A 17,268-nucleotide genomic window follows, 5' to 3' on the forward strand; every position below is an offset into this window, starting at 1 on the left:
TCGCTGTAGAAGCGCTCCTATTTCGTCGCCTTCAGGAGCTCTTGGAAACGCGGGTGGGAGCGAACCGCATCAAGATCGGAATCGTTGCGGATCCAGGCGTGAAGCTCCGGCGAAACGAGCGGAAGGGAGTGTTCCAGCAACTCCATCGCCTGCTCCTGTTCCCCTAGCAGGGCGTAGGCGCAGGCGTTGTTGTAGCATGCCCGCGCGTCCTCCGGATCGATGGCGTTGACCCGCGCGATCAAATCCAGCGCGCGGTCGCGTTCTCCCAAGGCTGCGCACGTGCACGCGCCAAGTTGAGCGGCATCGGAGCTTTCCGGGTGAAGCACCATGTTCCGCTCGACGCGCTCCAGGCCGATTCTCATCAGGTGTTCCTTCTTCTCCGGCTGGCCAAGACGGTCCAGCGCGTTTCCGGCAAGGACCGGCGAGCGGTAATCGTCGGGGCGGATCTCGGCCGCGCGCTCGTAGTGCTCGACGGCCTTCTCGTAATCGCACCGGACGAAACAGTGGCGCGCATAGAAATAATGGGCTTCATGGGAGTTCGGATCGAGTGCGAGCGCTCGCTCGAAAGCGCCGGCCGCCTCCTCATAGCGTCCGACCGTCGAGAGCGCGTAGCCGTGCGATGCATGCACCTCCGGCAGGTCGGGATCGAGTTCCAGCGCCCTGGCACACGTCTCGAGCAGGGATTCTGGCGGGATATTCACGCCGTGGAATCCGCAGAGGAAGGAATCGCAGTCAGCAATACCGGCATAGGCACGGGCAAAATGGGGATCGAGTTCCGCCGCGTAGATGAACATTCGGCGGGCGTGTTGCAGCGAGGCCTTCGTCATCGTGTGGAACAGCTCTCGCCCCCTGAGGCAATAGTTGTAAGCCTCGACACTCGCCGTGGCAGGCTGTTCGATCGCCTTCCTCTCCCTCGGCAGCAGCCTGATCTTCAGTTGCGTGACGATTGCTTGCGTGATCTCGTCCTGGATGTCGAAGATATCCGTGAGGTTGCGGTCATAGCGCTCGGCCCAGATGTGCCGCCCATCCGTGCCGTCGATCAACTGTCCGGTAATGCGGAGGCGCTGGCCCGCCTTGCGCACACTTCCCTCCAGCAGGAAGCTGACACCGAGCTCGGCGGCGACCCGCTGCGCGGTCACCCGCGTACCCTTGTAGGCGAAGACGGTGTGTCGGGCGACGACGGAAAGGCCGGAGATCTTCGAGAGGTCCGTGATGATGTCCTCGGTAATGCCGTCGGAAAAATACTCCTGCGCGGGATCATCGCTCATATTGTTGAACGGCAGGACGGCAATGGACGGCTTGTGCGCCGTTGCCGGTACCCGATCGGATCGATCGCGTGCCGCTTGCGGAGCGTCAAGAACGACGTTGTACACTCTGACGGGCCGTTCGATGTTCTTCAGCAGCTGCTCGCCGGCATCCTCGAAGATGAGATCGAGGCGGTTGCCGACATGCTCGCGCACAGCGGCCGACACCGCCACGCCGCCCGGTCTCGCAAAACTCTCGATTCGCGCGGCGATATTGACGCCGTCGCCGAAGATGTCGTCGTTCTCGACGATCACGTCGCCGATGTTGACGCCGATTCGAAACTCGATCCGCCGGTCCGCCGGCACGGCCGAATTGCGCGCACGCATCCCCTTCTGGATCTTGGCGGCGCAGTCGACGGCGTTGACCACGCTCTCGAACTCGACCAGCATGCCGTCGCCGATCAGCTTGACGATGCGCCCTTCGTGGTCGGCGACCATGAGATCCACCAGTTCCGCGCGATGCGCCGTCAGCGCCGCGAGCGTTTCAGCCTCGTTCGCGCCCATGAGGCGACTGTAGCCGGCCACGTCGGCCGAAAGGATCGTAGTGAGGCGACGCTTCATTGCAAAAGCCCTCGTTCCGAGATGAAACTTATCAGGTTTGGCCTCCGAACGGCACCAGAATTAGGATTACGTTCTTGCCCACGAGGCACTCCCGTCAAGTCAGTTGGGCTGGCAGGCGCATCTCCACTCACCTCATTCCTGTGCTTGTCACAGGCACGAGGAAGTGGGTAGCGTCACAGCCAAACTGCCGTGACGCGGAATTCGCTGCCCCTTGAAATGCAAGATTTATATCATATGATATAACCAAGCAAATCAGAGGAGACGATCATGTCCAGTCCGCAGCCCGCAATAGTCCCGGATCGGGGCGCGGCGAAACAGGAAGAAGCCGTCATCGTCAAGGCGGTGGTGCGCGCCTGCGAGTTCTGGAAGCTGACCAACAGGGAGTCGGCCGAGCTCTTCGACGTGCCGATCGCCACCTGGAACCGCATGAAGGCCGGCGACTTCCGGGGCAAGCTCGACCAGGACAAGCGCACGCGCGCGAGCCTGATCGTCGGCATCTTCAAGGGACTGCGCCTCTTCTTCAACGGCCCCCTCACCTATGAGTGGCCGAAGTCGGTCAACACCGGCCCGGTCTTCAACGGCAGGACGCCAGTCGCCACGATGATCGATGGCGGCATCCCTGCGATGCTCCGCGTCCGCCGCTATGTCGACGGCCTGCGCGGTGGCCTATGATCGCCGAGATCGACTTCACCGATCCCGCCACCGTCCGGCTGATCTCGACCGCCTATATCACGGAACCGGCAGTGAGGCCGCTCTGTGACAACGAGGACGAACTGGAAATCCTCAACCGGCTGGAGGCGCAGACCTCGGCGCGGCTAAGCCCCGTCGCGCTGCCGTCCGGGGTGAGCCCTACGGAACTGCTGAATGAATCCTTCGGCTATGGCTGGTCGCTGATCAACGCCGCCTTCTGCCATGCCCGCCCGCCGGGCAATCGCTTCAATGGCGAGGAGCGCGGCGCCTGGTATTGCGCTTTCGGGGCGCTCGCGGGCGAGACCTGCCAGGCGGAAATCATCTTCCACCGCACGCGGGCGCTCCGCGACGCCGGGAATTTCAACGACATCGGCCACTATCGCGAACTGATCGCCGGCTTCCTCTGCCGCTTTCATGACGTGCGCGGCGAAAAGGGCGCCGCCTATCTCGATCCCGATCCAGCGATCGCCTACCCGGCCGGCCAGGCCCTCGCCGGCACAATCCTCGCCAAGGGCGGCAATGGCGTGATCTATCCCTCGGCCCGCCATCCCGAGGGCGAATGCCTTGCGGTGTTCCGCCCCTCGGTCATCCAGAACATCCGCCAGGGCCGCACGATAACGTTCGAATGGACAGGCTCGCCAGTGCCGAGGGTCTTGAGCGATATGCCAGGCTAAAGCGGGATGAGGAAAAGTGTGCGCGGTTTTCCGAACCGCCTTTTTTGTAATTCTGGTCAACTTCCTGGAGGTAACGAATGCTACATCATGTCGAAATCTATGTTTCAAACCTTGATGCTTCGCATGCATTCTGGGCAAGCATACTCGCCAAAATCGGCTACGAAGAATCGGGCCATTGGGACGGCGGATTTACGCTCATCAACGGCGAGGATGCCTACCTAACCTTTGTGCAAGTTGCCAAGAAGTATGAATCGCACCCATACCATCGATGCGGTGTCGGACTTAATCATCTCGCTTTCAAGGTCAAAAGCAGAGATGTCGTTGATGCGTTAAGACAATACTGCATCGAGAATAATATTCGTAGTCTCTATGATGAGAAATATCCGTTTGCGAACGGCGGCAAAGAATATTACGCGCTATTTGTCGAAGATCCGGATCGAATAAAGGTTGAATTCGTCGCGGCCGATTGACCGTGGGTGATTCGAACTTCGAAAATGCGCATCCCGCGACTCAACTCTTCATGATCTAAGCCGCGAGAAACGCCCGGGCAAAGCCCGGTTCCGTGACTTGGATCGATCCTTCCGGGAGCTTCAGAATCCGCTCCACGGCCAGACCATAGCTCTGCATCCAGGCATCGAGCATGGCCGCCGCGCTCTCGACGTCGCCGGCTTCCGCCTGCTGCAGGGCGCGGTGCATGACCTTGACGACGCCGAGCCTGAGATTGAGCAGCATCAGCGCCATCGCTTCGGGATCGGGCGCATCGAGGCTTCCATCCTCCTGGCCCCGCCTCAGGATCTCCGTCATGAACGGCAGGGTGACGTCGGTCAACGCCTCGTCGATGCGATGGTAAAGCACGATGTTTTCCGGTTTGAAGAGCGCATTGAAGGTGTTTTTCAATTGCGGAGCCATGTCCACCTTCATGCGCCGCGAGTTGGCAAAAAGCGCGTTCAGGCGGCCGACGGCGTCGAGCGACGGGTCCTCAAGGAGCGGCTGCATCTCGGTGAGGCTCTGGCGGGCCATTCGCGCCGCAAGCGCCTCCAGGAGCGCTTCCTTGGATGCGAAGTAGTGGTAGAAGGCGCCTTTGGACAGCCCCGCCTCCCGGATGACGTCGTTGACCGTCGTATTCTCGTATCCGTGTTCGAAGAAGAGACGCTGCGCGCAATCGATCAGCTCATTCGTTCGAATATCCGGCGATTTTATAATTCGAGCCATTGGTCGTCCTGGAAACCCCGCAGCGGAAGTTGTGGCTTGATAATAGACCGACGGTCGGTCTATTACTAGAGTGCATCCCGCGTTCAGATGGAATGCTCCAGATCAAAGCCTCGTGCGCCCTTTGCGCGTTTAATCGAGGTGATCTGAGGCAAGGCCACTGGGTTTGGAGAGATTTCGTGCGGTTGAAGCGTTATGCGATCGGCATTGCAATGTCCGCGGCGGTGGGCGCGGCGGCTTACTGGTATGTCTCCCGCCCGCCGCCCGTGACCGTGGTGACCCCGAAGCGGGGGGATGCCGCCGAGATCGTCTATGCCAACGGCGTCGTGGAACCGCGCGTCTGGGCCAAGGTCACGCCCACTGTGCGCGAGCGGATCGTCGAGCAGTGCAATTGCGAAGGCGAGCGCGTCGAGAAGGGCCATGTGCTCGCGCGCCTTGACGATACCGAGGCTCGCGCCACGCGCGGCGAACTTCAGGCACGACTGTCGCTGGCGCAGGAGGAATATCGCCGCAAGCTCGCTCTTTCGGCACGCAACACGATAAGCGTGCAGGAGGTTGACAGGGCCCGCACCGAAGTGGCGCAATTGGAGGCGTTGACAGCAGCGCAGCAGGCACGGCTCGCGAGTTACGTGTTGCACGCGCCGAGCGCCGGCCAGGTGCTGAGGCAGGATGGCGAGATCGGCGAGGTCGCGGAACTCGGTACCGTGCTCTTCTGGGTCGGCGAACCTAAGCCTCTGATCGTCGAGGCCGAGGTGAACGAGGAAGACATCCCGCGCGTCGAAGTGGGTCAGCGGGCGCTCCTCCGGTCCGATGCCTTTCCGGGCCGTGAACTGGAGGCGGTCGTCGACAGCATCACGCCGAAGGGCGATCCGGTGACGAAAACCTACCGCGTCCGCTTCCGCCTTCCCGACGACACGCCACTGAGGATCGGCATGTCCACCGATGTCAACGTGATCGTGCGGCAGTCGCCGAACACGTTGATCCTTCCCTCGGCTGCCGTCAGCGGCAAGCGGGTCGCCGTGGTCGAGGGTGGTGACGTGCGCTTGCGCGAGATCGAGACCGGCATACGCGGAACGAGCGGCGTCGAGGTTCTTTCAGGACTTGAGGAAGCGGCACAGGTCATCTCCCCCTTCCCCGCCGACCTTGCCGAAGGCACGCGCGTGACCATTGCGGGAGGCGGCAGCAACTGAGGCCATCATGCATCTTATCCTCGATATCGCCTGGACGCATATCGCCGGTCGCGGCCGCCAGACCGTGGTCGCGATAGTCGGCGTGGCTGTCGGCGTCGGCTTCTCCATTGCGATGGCGGCGCTGATGCAGGGCGGGCAGGACGATTTCGTCCGCCAGCTCGTCGATACCATGCCCCATGTCGAGGTGACCGACGACCAGCGCACGGCGCGCCGGCAGCCGGCCGAGGACGTCTTCGAGGTCGCCGCCCTATCGGGCCTCAGGCCGCGCGACGACCGCCGCGGCATCATCAACCCGACCGCCGCCGAGTCCTGGCTCGAGGAGTGGATACCGGGACGGTTTGCCGCGACGCTCAACACCGACGCGGTCATCCGCTATTCAGGCCGCGAGGTCGGCGCCGTGGTCATCGGCATCGATCCGGAGAGGGAAGCGAGCGTCTCGCCGATCGTCGAGGATTTCCGCGAGGGAAGCTTCGACGCGCTCACCGCCGGCGGCAACAATGTCGTGATCGGCGATACGATGGCCTCGAGACTGGGCGCCGGGCTTGGCGATACGATCACCGCGGTATCGTCCGAGGGGCTCACCCGCAACTTCAAGATCGTCGGATTGTTTCACACCGGAACCACCGCGCGCGACGAAGGCGAGGCCTATGTGCTGCAGAAGAATGCGCAAATTCTTTCCAACCGGCCGAACGCGATCAACCGGATCAGCATCAAGCTCGACGATCCGAATGCCGCCCCCACGATTGCGCGGCGCGTCGAGGCGGAGCTCGGCTACAAGGCGGTTGCCTGGCAGGAGGCGAACGAATCCATTCTGGAGGCGCTCGTGGTGCGCAACATCATCATGTACACGGTCGTGGCCGCCATCATGCTTGTCGCCGGCTTCGGCATCTTCAACATCATCTCGACCATCACCCACGAGAAGGCGCGCGACATCGCCATCATGAAATCGCTCGGCTTCTCGGAGGCCGACATGCGGCGCCTCTTCGTGCTCGAAGGCCTGGCAATCGGCGGCGCGGGTTCGCTCCTCGGCTGGGTGCTCGGATTTTCCATCACCTATGCGCTTTCCCTCGTGCGCTTTGAAATCGCTGCAACCGGCCAGGAGATGACGCAGCTGCCGATCGCCTGGAGCACGCTCCATTACCTCATCGCGACGGCCTCCGCGGTCGGCTCCGCAGCCGTCGCCGGCTACCTGCCCGCCCGGCGCGCGGCCCATCTCAATCCCGTCGACATCATAAGGGGCGCGACATGACGACCCTGATCGAGACGAGCGACCTCACGCGCATTCTGCATGAGACGGTGCCGGTCACGCTGGTGAGGGACGTCACGCTCAGCATCGGCGAGCGGGAGTTCGTCGCGGTGACCGGCCCGTCGGGATCGGGAAAATCGTCGCTGCTCTATCTCCTGGGGCTGCTCGACCGGCCGAGCGCGGGGACACTCAAGATCCGTGGCCGCGATGCCGAGCCGATGAGCGAGAGGGAGCGCGCCGCGACGCGCCTCGCCAATATCGGTTTTGTGTTCCAGTTCCATTTCCTGCTGCCGGAGTTCACCGCCCGCCAAAACGTCGAGATCCCGATGCGCAAGCTCGCCCACCTCACGCGCGGCGAGATGCGCGAGCGGGCGACGGCGCTGCTCTCCTCACTCGGCTTGGAAGATCACCTCGACAAGCGGCCCGACCAGCTTTCCGGCGGCCAGCGCCAGCGAGTGGCGGTCGCCAGAGCGCTCGCCAACGATCCGCCGCTCATCCTCGCTGACGAGCCGACCGGCAGCCTCGACAGCAAGAGTTCGGAGCAGGTGTTTGCAATCCTGGAAGCGCTCGTCAACGAGCGCGGCAAGACGGTCGTCGCCGTCACCCACGACCTCGACATGGCCGCCCGCATGCACCGGCGCATCCATCTCGTGGATGGCCGGATCAGCGGGGAAGAGAGTAGCGCGGCGGCAACTTACTAGGACATCAGCATCCGAAGACAGTGCGTTAACGCGATTGGCGAAGTTTGGTCGGCTCGGCAACGTTCTGTGGCCGATTGTTTCAATTAGAAGCGGCGGCCGCCAGTAGACCCGCAATGGCTCAGAGGAGGCTCGAATGCGACGGGTCGGTATTGTAGGCTCCGGCAGGAGCCTGCTCATCGAGACCTGCGGCAAGGGCGAGAGCGGTGCTCAGTGCGAAACCGGTACAGAATGCGGCGATGCGAAGCATGGATGTTTCATTGAATCCATAGTGTTGAAGGGGTGTCACCTGTTCAGGCCGCCTTATCGCGGCCAATCGCCTGGATCTTGTCCCAGACCTGTCCGGGCCGCGGAATGTCGAGGCCGAAAACAGTTTCAAACGTGTCCGCGAGATGGTCCGCGCTTGTGATGCGGTGTTCGCTAACGCTGATGGGCGTCACGGTGCGCAAGCGATCGTTCTGCAGGGCGACATAACCGTCGGCGGTATGACGCAGGACTGCCAGCGCGTTTGTGAACGGCGACCCGGGATCCCGCATCAACCAGGCATGCGTGGCGGCCATGGCGGCCTCGTCGCTGTGATCGGGCCGGAAATCGAAGCTGTGTGCGATGCCATGCACATGGTTGTTGAAGCGCAGCCAGCCGTCGTCCGTCGGCATGATCGAAAAGTCGAAACCGCGCTGGCTGATCGGTCCGACGGTAAGAGGCACGGGTTCGACGATGGCGTCCGCCACGCCGACCTCGGCGAGATAGGGGCGGTCGAGATCGACACGCAGGGTCAGGTGGTTGCCGATGGCGATGTCGCCCAGTTTTTCGCGGTCGACACCGCCGCAAAGACGGGTCACCCGGAAACCGAGCGCATCAAGCGCCGCGCCGAAGAGACCGTTCATCTCGTAACACCAGCCGCCGCGCCTACCCTCCACCATTTTTGCGAAGGCGGATGCCGGCGTGATCGAGGACGGCCATCCCATGAAGGTGTCCAGCGCCTCCCACGTGAAGGTCACGAGATGAGCGCGGTGAAGCCTCGACAGGCCGTGGAAGTCGAGAGAAACCGGCCGGTCGACGCCGATCCTTGCGAGATAGGCGTCCAGCTGACCGGCTGTCAGGTCATTCCGTTTTCGTTTGAAGGCAGGTGTGTCATCCTTCGGTCTCCTTTCCGATGGAGCGTTGTTGAGGTATCCGGTGCTGTAGTTCAGGACGGCGTGTCGCCGGATCAGGCGACCTTGCGGTCATCGTCGGGCAGGAAGGTCAGGCCGAAATCCATTGCGACGGAGGCGATTTGCTCGGGCGTTTCGGGCTTGCAGAGCTCGATGATCGGAAAGAAGGCTTCGAACCCGCCCGGCGTAACGACGGCCATCAGACGGCCTTCCGTCTCTCCAATGTTCCGGAATCGATGCGGCACGCCGCGTGGCAGCGCGATGCAGCCACCCTCCGCCAGTTCGACATAGTCGCCGGCACACCAGAAACCGAAGCAGCCGGACAGGACGCGGAAGAACTCGTCCTCGCGCGCATGCACATGAAGCGGCGGACCTTCTCCGGGCGGTACGATGGCCTCAAGCATCCCGAACGAGCCGCCTGTATTGGCCGCCATCATGCGTACGATGTGTTTGCCGAACGCCATTGCCGGCGTTCCATGGTCCGGCGGTGATACCGCCGCGTAGGTGAATGTCTTCATGTCGGGTCTCCGTGTGTTTGAGGACACCCATCGATTACTTTGTGCTGCGCGTCATGATAAGACCGATGTATTGACATCATTGGATGGATAATCGACCTCATGAAAACGCTCGATCCGCTTGACGGGATTGCCGCCTTTCTAACGGTTTCCACACTTCTCAGCTTCACGAAGGCCGCAGAAGAACTCGGCATGTCGCGCGCGACGGTGGGGGCGCAGGTGAGGCAGCTCGAGGATCGCCTCGGCATCCGCCTCTTCCAGAGATCGACGCGCAAGGTCGTCCTTACCGAGGCGGGCGCTGCCTATCGGGAAGCGCTTTCGGGAATCCTGCCGCAGATAAGGGAAGCGGAAAGGGCGGCAACCTCGTTCCAGAAGGAAGCCGTCGGGCGATTGCGGGTGTCCGCGCCGCCCGATCTCGGGCATCTGGTGATCGTGCCGGCGGTTTCGGAGTTCCTCAAGCTCAACCCGGCTGTGTCCATCGATCTGGACCTGTCGCATCGGGCCGTGAACCTGATCGAGGATGGCTTCGACCTTGCCATTCGAGGCCGCCTGTCGGTCGATATCAATCTCATCACCCGGCAACTGGCGACATCGCAAATCGTGATTTGCGCCTCGCCCACCTATATTGCCGAACAGGGTGCACCGGAGACGCCACACGACCTCGTACACCACTCCTGTCTCCACTTTGCCGAGCTAAGATGGGGGCGGGTCTGGCCGTTCAGCAGGAACGGTGAGGAGTTTCGCATTCCGATCATGCCCCGGCTGGAACTCAATCACAGCCTTGGCCTGCGCGACGCCGCCTTGCTGGGGGTCGGTATCGTCCTCCTGCCCGACTTTATCGTCGGGGAAGACCTCAGGCAGGGCCGGTTGGTACGTCTTCTCCCCGACTGGGATATCACCACCATACAGTTGCAAGCGGTCTATCCGGCCAATCGCCATATCGCGGTGAAGGTCCGACGCTTCGTCTCGTTCCTGGCGGGAATACTGGGGCCGTAGCGATGATATATGTCTAGACTTGAAGCGCGTCGTGTTCAACCGGCTCACGCGACGTAACCTGCTTTTCGGCGATGATTGATAAAACTTCTCACTGCGGCGCGGCGTGCCCATCCTTGCTGGCCGCAGGCCGATCCTGTAGCGCACCCACGATCGTCTCTCCGAAAATCGCGCGTTGAAGGGGAGCCGCGAGCGATTCTGCGTAGGGCGTGGCGATGTGATGACGATCGCGGAAGGTCAGTTTGCCGTCGATGACCGCGGGGCAAGTGGTTTTGTTGCAGAAAAGATCGACGACGTCGACATAGGACGCATGGCCCACCTCCGAAACGACCTTCCGTTCCGCTGCCGGGATCGTCTCCTCCACCGCCTCGTTGCGCGGTGTGTCGCAAACGCTGGGGCTCTCGTCCTGCCACAGGGCGCGCGCGACACATTTGTCGAGATAGGATTTGTGCAGCGGTCCGTCCCGAAGCACGACCACTTCGCTGGCCGTGTCTTTCAATGTCTCGACCGTGCGCTTGATGCCCTTGGCCCACTCGCTGACGTCGATCTGGTAGCTGGATATGTAATTGATATCGTTTTGCACATAGCTCGATGAATATTCCGAGAGGATCACGACATCCGGCTTCAGCGAGGCAATCTGACCAAACACCAGCTTCCTCCATTCGTCGCACTCGCTGTAGTTCCGCGCCAACACCGTATTCCAGGTCGTCACACTTGCCGCCGGACATGACGACTTCAGATAGGTGACGAGCCGCCAGCCGTTGTTCTCGGCAATTCGCTTGAGTGGCGTCGACCAGTGGTCGGCATGGGAATCGCCGAAGAGAACGATGGTCTTTTTCGGATTCTTGGCGCCGAATTCGCAGGCCCTTGGCGCAATCTCGTCCCTTTCGAGCACGCAGGCGGAATCGAATTCCCGCGCCGCCGATTTCCGCTCGGCGCTTGTGAGGACCTGCCGTTGCTCGGAATCGAGGTTGAAGCTTGCAAGGGCTGCGCTTCCGTAGGCGACTGTCGCGCCCGTCGCTGTCAGCATCGCCGCGAGACCCAGCGACCGGCTGGTCTTTGCCGCCAGCCAACCGCTGTGGCGCACCGGATTTTCGATGAAATGGTAACTGAAAAGCGAGAGGACGAGTGTGAGCGCCAGACACAGGAGCCGATGGGCGATGGTCAGGTCCGGCTCGAGGATCCCGGCGTAGACGATCACCGGCCAGTGCCAGAGATAGAGGGAATAAGAGAGCTTCCCGATCTCCTGGAACGGCTGCAGGCCGAGAATGGACCTCGGCCCGATACGGCTCTCATGCGCACCACTGAGAAGCACCATCACCGTGCCCAGCACCGGCACCAGGGCAATCGAGCCCGGAAAGGGAATATCCTCCGTGACGGTCAGATAGGCCGCCGCGATCAGCGCGAGCCCAAGCCAGCCGAGCGCGGGCGAAAAGCGGAACCGCCTTGCCCACTCCTGCGAGACCGCCATCGAGGCCAGGCCACCGGCGGCGAATTCCCAAGCTCTCAGCGGTGAGAAATAGAACGCCCAGGGCTGGGAAATCGCAGTCAGCCGCCAGCAAAGCGCAAGGGAAACCGCGGCCACGGCAGCAAGCAGGAGGAACGGGTCTCGCTTCGCCGGCCGAAACCGTGCAAGGACCAACAGGAGCGCGGGCCAGACGAGATAGAACTGCTCCTCGACCGAGAGCGACCAGTAATGGATGAACGGGTTGTTCGACGCGTCCGACGCAAAATAATCGACGGTCCAGCGGATGAGCCACAGATTGATCATGTAGGACGAGGCAAACAGCGATCCCTTCGAATAAAACTGCTGCTCCGACGGCGAGAGAATGAAGTAACCGAAGATGAGCGTCACCAGGATGACGAACAATGACGCCGGAAGTAGGCGGCGGGCGCGCCGGGCGTAGAAGCGCCAGAGATTGACCGTGCCGCTCCTGGCGATCTCCTGCTGCAGATGTCTCGTGATCAGGTACCCGGATATGACGAAGAAGATATCGACGCCGATGAAGCCGCCGGGCAGACCGGTCATGCCGAAATGAAAGGCAACGACACCGGAAACCGCCAAGGCGCGCAGTCCCTCGATGTCCGGGCGAAAGGTTCCTGGGGCCGCTTGCATACTCATACCGCTGATTGCATTTCTCTCAGGCGCCCCAGTCATTCATGACACGAACAGATCTGGAGGCAAGGCGTAATTTGACGCGGCGCAACATTCTCCGCCGCAACGCAACACGTCTTCGCGACGTGATCCTGACCGAAAATGAGGCGGCAATATGGGGCTTTTTTCAATTTTTTCTGAAGTTTGCGCGACGGCCCGTTCGCTGGTGGCTCTCACGCCGCTCAGAATTGCGGCGCATGCGGCCTTAATCGCCACGCTGCCGGAGCACAACCATTGATTGACTTCGCCAATTGCCACGCCCCCTCAAAAACAAAGGGTGGGCACTCCAAAAACGTAAGAAACTCAGCGGTCCGGCACGCCCTCCCGCAGAAGCGCAATCCTCTTTCAACGGCGCCCGGTCAACCCCGCTGACGGCGACAGTTAGAGTGCCATCAGCCCCTTGCGGCGCCGGCAGGTCGCCGGCGCCTTCTTGGGGCGTTCGGGAGACATTTGTTCTACAGCGCCGTGCGTCTTATCAGATGCGTAAAAGACGCTGCAGCACTTTGAATTGCTGCAGCAGGCAGCGACGCGCCACGCGGGATCTGGTATTGGCGATTCGGTGGCGACGCGACGGCCGTCGCCGTGCTACACGCCCGCCTCTTCTGTCACCACGATGCCCGCAAGCGGCATCGTGGTGTCCATCGGGGTCGCGACCTCCATCAGCTGCAGCGTGTCGACAAACTCCATGATCTCCACCATCAGCCCGTCCCTGAAGGTGACCTTGTCGATAAATTCGGTTTCGAAGCGGGCATCGCTCGGGACGAACCGGACCTCGCCGGCGCGATGGGCCAAAACCGTCTCGCCATCGATATGAAGAGCGAGCGTCCCCACCTTGGAAAGATCCCAGACGTCCATCAATTCCTTGAAGTTGAGGCGCACGGCTCCCGCGCCTTCGACCTTCTGGCTCATGGGCCCCAGCCGGTCGCTCGCGGCGATGCGGAAGCTGCAGGCGGGGTGTACATAGGCCATCAATGCGTCGAGGTCGTTCTCGGCCCGCGCCTGGTAGATCGCCTGCATGATGTTTTCGAGTTCGCTTCGATCGGTCATGGCAGTCCTCCCCCTTTTCGGTTACTGCACAACTCTTATGAATCGGAAACGATGACAGCCGGCTCCGCTCGTCATGCGAGAGGCCGGGTTGGCTCGCAAGTTTGCCGTCAATCGCCACTGCTGGCAACAGCGAAAGAGACCGCGACTCCTGTCACGACGAACGCGGAGCAGGCCTGCCGATAAACGGAAAGGCCCGGCGTCTCCGCCAGGCCTCCTCGAAATGCGCGCCCGCGTCTTTCCAGTTCAGGCCGCCTCGGCGACCTCGCCGTGGATCAAGTCGCCGAGCCGGCGGATGCCCTCTTCGATCATCTTGTCGTTGGCGCACGAGAAGCTCAGGCGCAGCGTGTTTTCGCCGGACCCGTCGGCGAAGAAGGCGCGGCCGGGGACGAAGGCGACCTTCGCCGTCTGGATCGATTTGGCCAGAAGCGCGGCCCCGTCCGTGCCCTTCGGCAACGTCACCCAGACGAACATGCCGCCTTCCGGCTTGGTCCAGGTCACGCCCGCCGGCATGTATTTTTCGAGTGCCGCCAGCATGGCGCTGCGGCGATGCTTGTAGACCTTGTGGATCTTCGCCACCTGCTCGTCGAAGCCGCGCTCGGCAACGGTGCAGATCGCCATCTGGTTGATCGTCGAGGAATGCAGGTCGGCCGCCTGCTTCAGCAATACCAGCTTGCGGATCACCGCTTCGGAGGCGCAGACCCAGCCGACGCGAAGCCCCGGTGCCAGCGTCTTGGAGAAACTGCCGCAATAGATCGTCCGGGCGCTGTTGATGTCGCCCTTGCGGGCGATTTCCAGCGCCAGGATCGGCGGGATCGCTTCGCCGTCGTAGCGCAGCGACTGATAGGCCGCATCTTCGATGACGGCGACATCGAGTTCTTCCGCGAGGTCGAGGACGCGCTCGCGGCCGGCGCGGTCCACCGTCTCGCCGGTCGGGTTGGCGAAATCGGCGGAGAGATAGGCGAACTTCACCCGGCCGCCGGCTTCAGCCGCCTGTTGGCGGTAGGCCTCGGGCGTGCGGTTGCCGCCGGGGTTCAACTGATCGTAGGCGGGCTCATAGGCATTGAAGGCCTGCAGCGCGCCGAGATAGGTCGGCCAGGTGACGAGCGCGGTATCCTTCGGCGACAGGAACAGCTTGCCGAGATAGTCGAGCGCCTGCTGCGAACCGGAGGTAATGAAGATGTTATCGACCGTAGCCGGAATGCCGAGAGCCGCCATCTGCTTGGCCAGCCACTCGCGCAGCGGCCGGTAACCCTCGCTTACCGAATATTGCAGTGCCGCGCTGACCGCCGGGCCGCCGAAGATTTCGGCGTAGGCCGCCTTGAATTCCGCGTCGGGGAAGAGTTCGGGATCGGGAATGCCGCCGGCAAAGGAAATGATATCGGGACGATCGAGCAGTTTCAGAAGCTCACGGATTTCGGAGGCGCGCATCCGGCTCGAACGCGTCGCGAAGATATGGTCCCAATGCAGCATGGGCGGTTTCCTCGAGATCTTTGCAACGGGACCGCGGAAAGAAACGGATTTCCGACGTCCCGCATTTTTCTTTGTCGATTGTCCGGCGACAGGATCACGTCCGCTAATTTATGTCAACGTTATTGACCTAAATCAGTTCTTTTTTCGTGGTTTCGGGCTTACGAAACCAGTCTCTGCCGCATGGTTACTTGCATGACGTAACGTGAGACATTGGCGCCCCGCGTAGCGCTCGCAGCTATCGCGCGCTATGCTGGATTTCAGAACTCGTGCAATGTCTTTCGATCCGCAGTACCGCTTTGGGGAGGTTTGCGTGAACGACACGTCATCAGCATCCGCTTCGCTCAGGATTCCGACATTCGAGGACGTTCAGACGGCGCGGCAGCGCATTTTGGGCGCTGCGCACCGCACCCCCGTTTTGACATCGCGAACGGCAGATGGAATGGCTGGGGCGTCTCTCTTCTTCAAGGCGGAGAATCTGCAACGCGCCGGCGCCTTCAAGTTTCGCGGCGCCTGCAATGCCGTTGCCGCGCTCGACGAATCTTCCCGACGAAACGGTGTCGTCGCCTTCTCCTCCGGCAACCATGCCCAGGCGCTGGCCTATGCGGCGAAGCTGCAAGGCGTTCCGGCGACGATCGTGATGCCGACGGACGCGCCGGAGATAAAGGTCGCGGCGACGAAGGCCTATGGCGCCGAGATCCATTTCTATGACCGGTACACCGAGGATCGCGAGGAAATCAGCAGGCGCCTCGCCGCCGAGCGCGGCGCAACGCTGGTCCCGCCCTTTGATCATCCGGATGTGATTGCGGGACAGGGTACCGCCGCGCTGGAACTGATCGAGGAGGTCGGAGAGCTCGATCTGCTTGTCGTGCCGCTCGGCGGAGGCGGTCTGCTCGCCGGCAGCGCGCTCAGCGCCCGCGCGCTTTCGCCCGCCTGCAGGATTATCGGCGTCGAGCCGGAGACGGGCAATGACGGCCAGCAGTCGCTCAAGAAGGGCGAGATCGTGCGTATCCCGGCGCCAAAATCCATCGCCGACGGCGCGATTGTCACCCACGTCGGCAAGCACAACTTCGCCATCCTGAAACGCTTGGTCCACGACATCGTGACCGTTAGCGATGCCCAACTGGTCGAGACCATGCGGTTCTTCGCCGAACGCATGAAGATCATCGTGGAGCCGACCGGCTGCCTGGCCGCGGCAGCCATATTGCAGGGTGTGCTGCCCTGCCCGGGCGCGAGAGCAGGCATTCTCCTGAGCGGCGGAAACGTCGATCTGAAAACGTTCAATACACTGTTGAGCGCTCGCTAGATCCCCTCACCCACGCCTCCCGTCGGCGCTTGTCCTACGTAACGGCGCGCCTTATCAGGCACGCATCACTTCTATGAAGGAAATGAGATGCCGCCAGTCAGCGACCAGGCGAATGCCTTCTACCGCGACAACGCGGCAGCCTATGCAAATCGGGAACGCAAGGCGCCGACAGCGCGCCTTGATCGCTTCCTCGCAAGGCTTACGTCCGGTGCCAGGATTCTCGAACTCGGCTGCGGCGGCGGCCAGGACAGCGCCTACATGCTCTCCAGGGGTTTCGATGTGACGCCAACCGACGGCTCGCCGGAGCTTGCGGCCGAGGCAGAGCGTCTTCTCGGGCGGCAGGTCGAGGTCGTCCGGTTTGAAGAGATCGGATGGCACGACGCATTCGACGCGGTCTGGGCGGAAGCGTGCCTCCTGCATGTGCCGCGTGCAGAACTTGCCGGCGTGCTCGCCCGCATCCTGCGCGCCCTGAGAGGCGGCGGGATACTTCATGCCAGTTTCAAGGCAGGAAACGGCGAAGGCCGCGATCGCTTCGGGCGCTATTACAACTATCCTTCGCGGGACTGGTTGATGCCACTGTTCGAGAAGAACGGTTGGGCGAACGTGGATATCCTCGAAGCAGATGGGGGCGGCTATGACAGCGAGCCGACCCGGTGGCTGCATGTGTCGGCCGCAAAACCGATTTCAGTAGAACAACAGTGAAGACGGCCGGATCACGTCCGGTCTGCAAGGCTTTGCAGCCTGGATGCCGCTCTCAGGCCTCCCCTTCGTCCCAGTAGCTGCAGATCAGCAGGAAACAGATCGCAACAAGGATGAAGAAATCGAAGAGAGCGAAGTGCTGCAGAATCGTCGTCATTACGCTTCCTCCTGCCGACCAACACATCAGAACATGGATTGGTTTCCAGAGGAAGAAGAAGTGCAGAATATTATTGCGAGATACCCGTAAGATATGATTGATACTCTTGCATCGCACAACAATATTCTGCAATGCACAATGATCTTTTCCAAAATTGCATGACGAGAAAGCCGGGACGTGTGGCGTCCGGCCACTAACTTAAA

Annotated in this window: 17 protein-coding genes; 9 read left to right on the forward strand and 8 right to left on the reverse strand. The window is 61.8% G+C overall.

The genetic code is table 11. The features are described from left to right. Positions 1–17 precede the first annotated feature (17 nt). Complete coding sequence (locus RB548_RS11690; RefSeq protein ID WP_331371483.1) at positions 18–1,865, reverse strand: TPR end-of-group domain-containing protein; 1,848 nt, start codon at positions 1,863–1,865, stop codon at positions 18–20. A gap of 267 nt (positions 1,866–2,132) precedes the next feature. Between RB548_RS11690 and RB548_RS11695 the strand changes: the two genes are divergently transcribed. From RB548_RS11695 to RB548_RS11705, 3 genes are all read left to right on the forward strand, one after another. Next, on the forward strand, positions 2,133–2,537 hold the full coding sequence (locus tag RB548_RS11695) for an antitoxin Xre-like helix-turn-helix domain-containing protein (protein WP_331371484.1): 405 nt from the start codon (positions 2,133–2,135) through the stop codon (positions 2,535–2,537). Beyond that, on the forward strand, positions 2,534–3,229 hold the full coding sequence (locus RB548_RS11700) for an RES family NAD+ phosphorylase (protein ID WP_331371485.1): 696 nt from the start codon (positions 2,534–2,536) through the stop codon (positions 3,227–3,229). Before RB548_RS11695 ends, RB548_RS11700 begins: the two co-directional genes overlap by 4 nt. Before the next feature lie 77 nt (positions 3,230–3,306). Beyond that, positions 3,307–3,699 (forward strand): VOC family protein, encoded by a 393-nt coding sequence (locus RB548_RS11705; RefSeq protein WP_331371486.1) that lies wholly within the window; start codon positions 3,307–3,309, stop codon positions 3,697–3,699. Between the two features lie 55 nt (positions 3,700–3,754). On the opposite strand, the gene RB548_RS11710 is transcribed toward RB548_RS11705, so the two are convergent. Further along, the gene (locus RB548_RS11710; protein WP_331371487.1) at positions 3,755–4,441 is read right to left on the reverse strand and encodes a TetR/AcrR family transcriptional regulator; all 687 of its coding nucleotides are present in this window, start codon (positions 4,439–4,441) and stop codon (positions 3,755–3,757) included. Positions 4,442–4,650: 209 nt separating this feature from the next. On the opposite strand from RB548_RS11710, the gene RB548_RS11715 reads away from it, so the two are divergent. Genes RB548_RS11715 through RB548_RS11725 form a run of 3 tightly spaced genes read left to right on the forward strand, consistent with a single transcriptional unit; the run spans position 4,651 to position 7,575 of the window. Continuing rightward, a complete protein-coding gene (locus tag RB548_RS11715; protein WP_331374943.1) occupies positions 4,651–5,628 on the forward strand; it encodes an efflux RND transporter periplasmic adaptor subunit in 978 nt (325 codons plus the stop codon). 7 nt (positions 5,629–5,635) lie between these two features. Beyond that, entirely contained in the window at positions 5,636–6,877 is a 1,242-nt protein-coding gene (locus tag RB548_RS11720; protein WP_331371488.1) for an ABC transporter permease, read from the forward strand. After that, positions 6,874–7,575 carry an ABC transporter ATP-binding protein gene (locus RB548_RS11725; protein ID WP_331371489.1) on the forward strand — a complete coding sequence of 234 codons (702 nt, stop codon included), beginning with the start codon at positions 6,874–6,876 and terminating at the stop codon, positions 7,573–7,575. Before RB548_RS11720 ends, RB548_RS11725 begins: the two co-directional genes overlap by 4 nt. A gap of 118 nt (positions 7,576–7,693) precedes the next feature. Here RB548_RS11725 and RB548_RS11730 read toward each other — a convergent pair whose 3' ends face one another. The 3 genes from RB548_RS11730 to RB548_RS11740 all read right to left on the reverse strand — a co-directional run bounded on the left by RB548_RS11730 (position 7,694) and on the right by RB548_RS11740 (position 9,244). Continuing rightward, positions 7,694–7,822, reverse strand: a complete 129-nt coding sequence (locus RB548_RS11730; RefSeq protein ID WP_331371490.1) for a hypothetical protein — start codon at positions 7,820–7,822, stop codon at positions 7,694–7,696. 43 nt (positions 7,823–7,865) lie between these two features. Then, positions 7,866–8,573 (reverse strand): arylamine N-acetyltransferase family protein, encoded by a 708-nt coding sequence (locus RB548_RS11735; RefSeq protein ID WP_331371491.1) that lies wholly within the window; start codon positions 8,571–8,573, stop codon positions 7,866–7,868. Positions 8,574–8,782: 209 nt separating this feature from the next. Beyond that, positions 8,783–9,244 carry a cupin domain-containing protein gene (locus tag RB548_RS11740; protein WP_331371492.1) on the reverse strand — a complete coding sequence of 154 codons (462 nt, stop codon included), beginning with the start codon at positions 9,242–9,244 and terminating at the stop codon, positions 8,783–8,785. Positions 9,245–9,343: 99 nt separating this feature from the next. Here RB548_RS11740 and RB548_RS11745 point away from each other — a divergent pair, with 99 nt between their 5' ends. Then, complete coding sequence (locus tag RB548_RS11745) at positions 9,344–10,237, forward strand: LysR family transcriptional regulator (RefSeq protein ID WP_331371493.1); 894 nt, start codon at positions 9,344–9,346, stop codon at positions 10,235–10,237. Between the two features lie 88 nt (positions 10,238–10,325). On the opposite strand, the gene RB548_RS11750 is transcribed toward RB548_RS11745, so the two are convergent. The 3 genes from RB548_RS11750 to RB548_RS11760 form a co-directional block, all read right to left on the reverse strand. Further along, positions 10,326–12,356, reverse strand: a complete 2,031-nt coding sequence (locus RB548_RS11750; RefSeq protein WP_331371494.1) for an acyltransferase family protein — start codon at positions 12,354–12,356, stop codon at positions 10,326–10,328. 618 nt (positions 12,357–12,974) lie between these two features. Beyond that, the gene (locus tag RB548_RS11755) at positions 12,975–13,436 is read right to left on the reverse strand and encodes a nuclear transport factor 2 family protein (protein ID WP_331371495.1); all 462 of its coding nucleotides are present in this window, start codon (positions 13,434–13,436) and stop codon (positions 12,975–12,977) included. Positions 13,437–13,679: 243 nt separating this feature from the next. Beyond that, positions 13,680–14,906, reverse strand: a complete 1,227-nt coding sequence (locus RB548_RS11760) for an aminotransferase-like domain-containing protein (RefSeq protein WP_331371496.1) — start codon at positions 14,904–14,906, stop codon at positions 13,680–13,682. Positions 14,907–15,177: 271 nt separating this feature from the next. Here RB548_RS11760 and RB548_RS11765 point away from each other — a divergent pair, with 271 nt between their 5' ends. Both RB548_RS11765 and RB548_RS11770 read left to right on the forward strand, forming a co-directional pair. Continuing rightward, entirely contained in the window at positions 15,178–16,209 is a 1,032-nt protein-coding gene (locus tag RB548_RS11765; RefSeq protein ID WP_331371497.1) for a threo-3-hydroxy-L-aspartate ammonia-lyase, read from the forward strand. An 87-nt stretch (positions 16,210–16,296) separates the two neighbouring features. Beyond that, positions 16,297–16,911 (forward strand): class I SAM-dependent methyltransferase, encoded by a 615-nt coding sequence (locus RB548_RS11770; RefSeq protein ID WP_331371498.1) that lies wholly within the window; start codon positions 16,297–16,299, stop codon positions 16,909–16,911. Positions 16,912–17,268 lie beyond the last annotated feature (357 nt).

Origin of the sequence: Sinorhizobium chiapasense (assembly GCF_036488675.1) — a bacterium.
Classification (GTDB): Bacteria; Pseudomonadota; Alphaproteobacteria; order Rhizobiales; family Rhizobiaceae; genus Sinorhizobium; species Sinorhizobium chiapasense.

Excerpts from the sequence above, each read along its gene's own strand:
- RB548_RS11690 (WP_331371483.1), bottom strand. The coding sequence starts at position 1,865 with ATGAAGCGTCGCCTCACTACGATCCTTTCGGCCGACGTGGCCGGCTAC.
- RB548_RS11695 (WP_331371484.1), top strand. The coding sequence starts at position 2,133 with ATGTCCAGTCCGCAGCCCGCAATAGTCCCGGATCGGGGCGCGGCGAAA.
- RB548_RS11700 (WP_331371485.1), top strand. The coding sequence starts at position 2,534 with ATGATCGCCGAGATCGACTTCACCGATCCCGCCACCGTCCGGCTGATC.
- RB548_RS11705 (WP_331371486.1), top strand. The coding sequence starts at position 3,307 with ATGCTACATCATGTCGAAATCTATGTTTCAAACCTTGATGCTTCGCAT.
- RB548_RS11710 (WP_331371487.1), bottom strand. The coding sequence starts at position 4,441 with ATGGCTCGAATTATAAAATCGCCGGATATTCGAACGAATGAGCTGATC.
- RB548_RS11715 (WP_331374943.1), top strand. The coding sequence starts at position 4,651 with ATGTCCGCGGCGGTGGGCGCGGCGGCTTACTGGTATGTCTCCCGCCCG.
- RB548_RS11720 (WP_331371488.1), top strand. The coding sequence starts at position 5,636 with ATGCATCTTATCCTCGATATCGCCTGGACGCATATCGCCGGTCGCGGC.
- RB548_RS11725 (WP_331371489.1), top strand. The coding sequence starts at position 6,874 with ATGACGACCCTGATCGAGACGAGCGACCTCACGCGCATTCTGCATGAG.
- RB548_RS11730 (WP_331371490.1), bottom strand. The coding sequence starts at position 7,822 with ATGCTTCGCATCGCCGCATTCTGTACCGGTTTCGCACTGAGCACCGCT.
- RB548_RS11740 (WP_331371492.1), bottom strand. The coding sequence starts at position 9,244 with ATGAAGACATTCACCTACGCGGCGGTATCACCGCCGGACCATGGAACG.
- RB548_RS11745 (WP_331371493.1), top strand. The coding sequence starts at position 9,344 with ATGAAAACGCTCGATCCGCTTGACGGGATTGCCGCCTTTCTAACGGTT.
- RB548_RS11750 (WP_331371494.1), bottom strand. The coding sequence starts at position 12,356 with ATGAGTATGCAAGCGGCCCCAGGAACCTTTCGCCCGGACATCGAGGGA.
- RB548_RS11755 (WP_331371495.1), bottom strand. The coding sequence starts at position 13,436 with ATGACCGATCGAAGCGAACTCGAAAACATCATGCAGGCGATCTACCAG.
- RB548_RS11760 (WP_331371496.1), bottom strand. The coding sequence starts at position 14,906 with ATGCTGCATTGGGACCATATCTTCGCGACGCGTTCGAGCCGGATGCGC.
- RB548_RS11765 (WP_331371497.1), top strand. The coding sequence starts at position 15,178 with ATGTCTTTCGATCCGCAGTACCGCTTTGGGGAGGTTTGCGTGAACGAC.
- RB548_RS11770 (WP_331371498.1), top strand. The coding sequence starts at position 16,297 with ATGCCGCCAGTCAGCGACCAGGCGAATGCCTTCTACCGCGACAACGCG.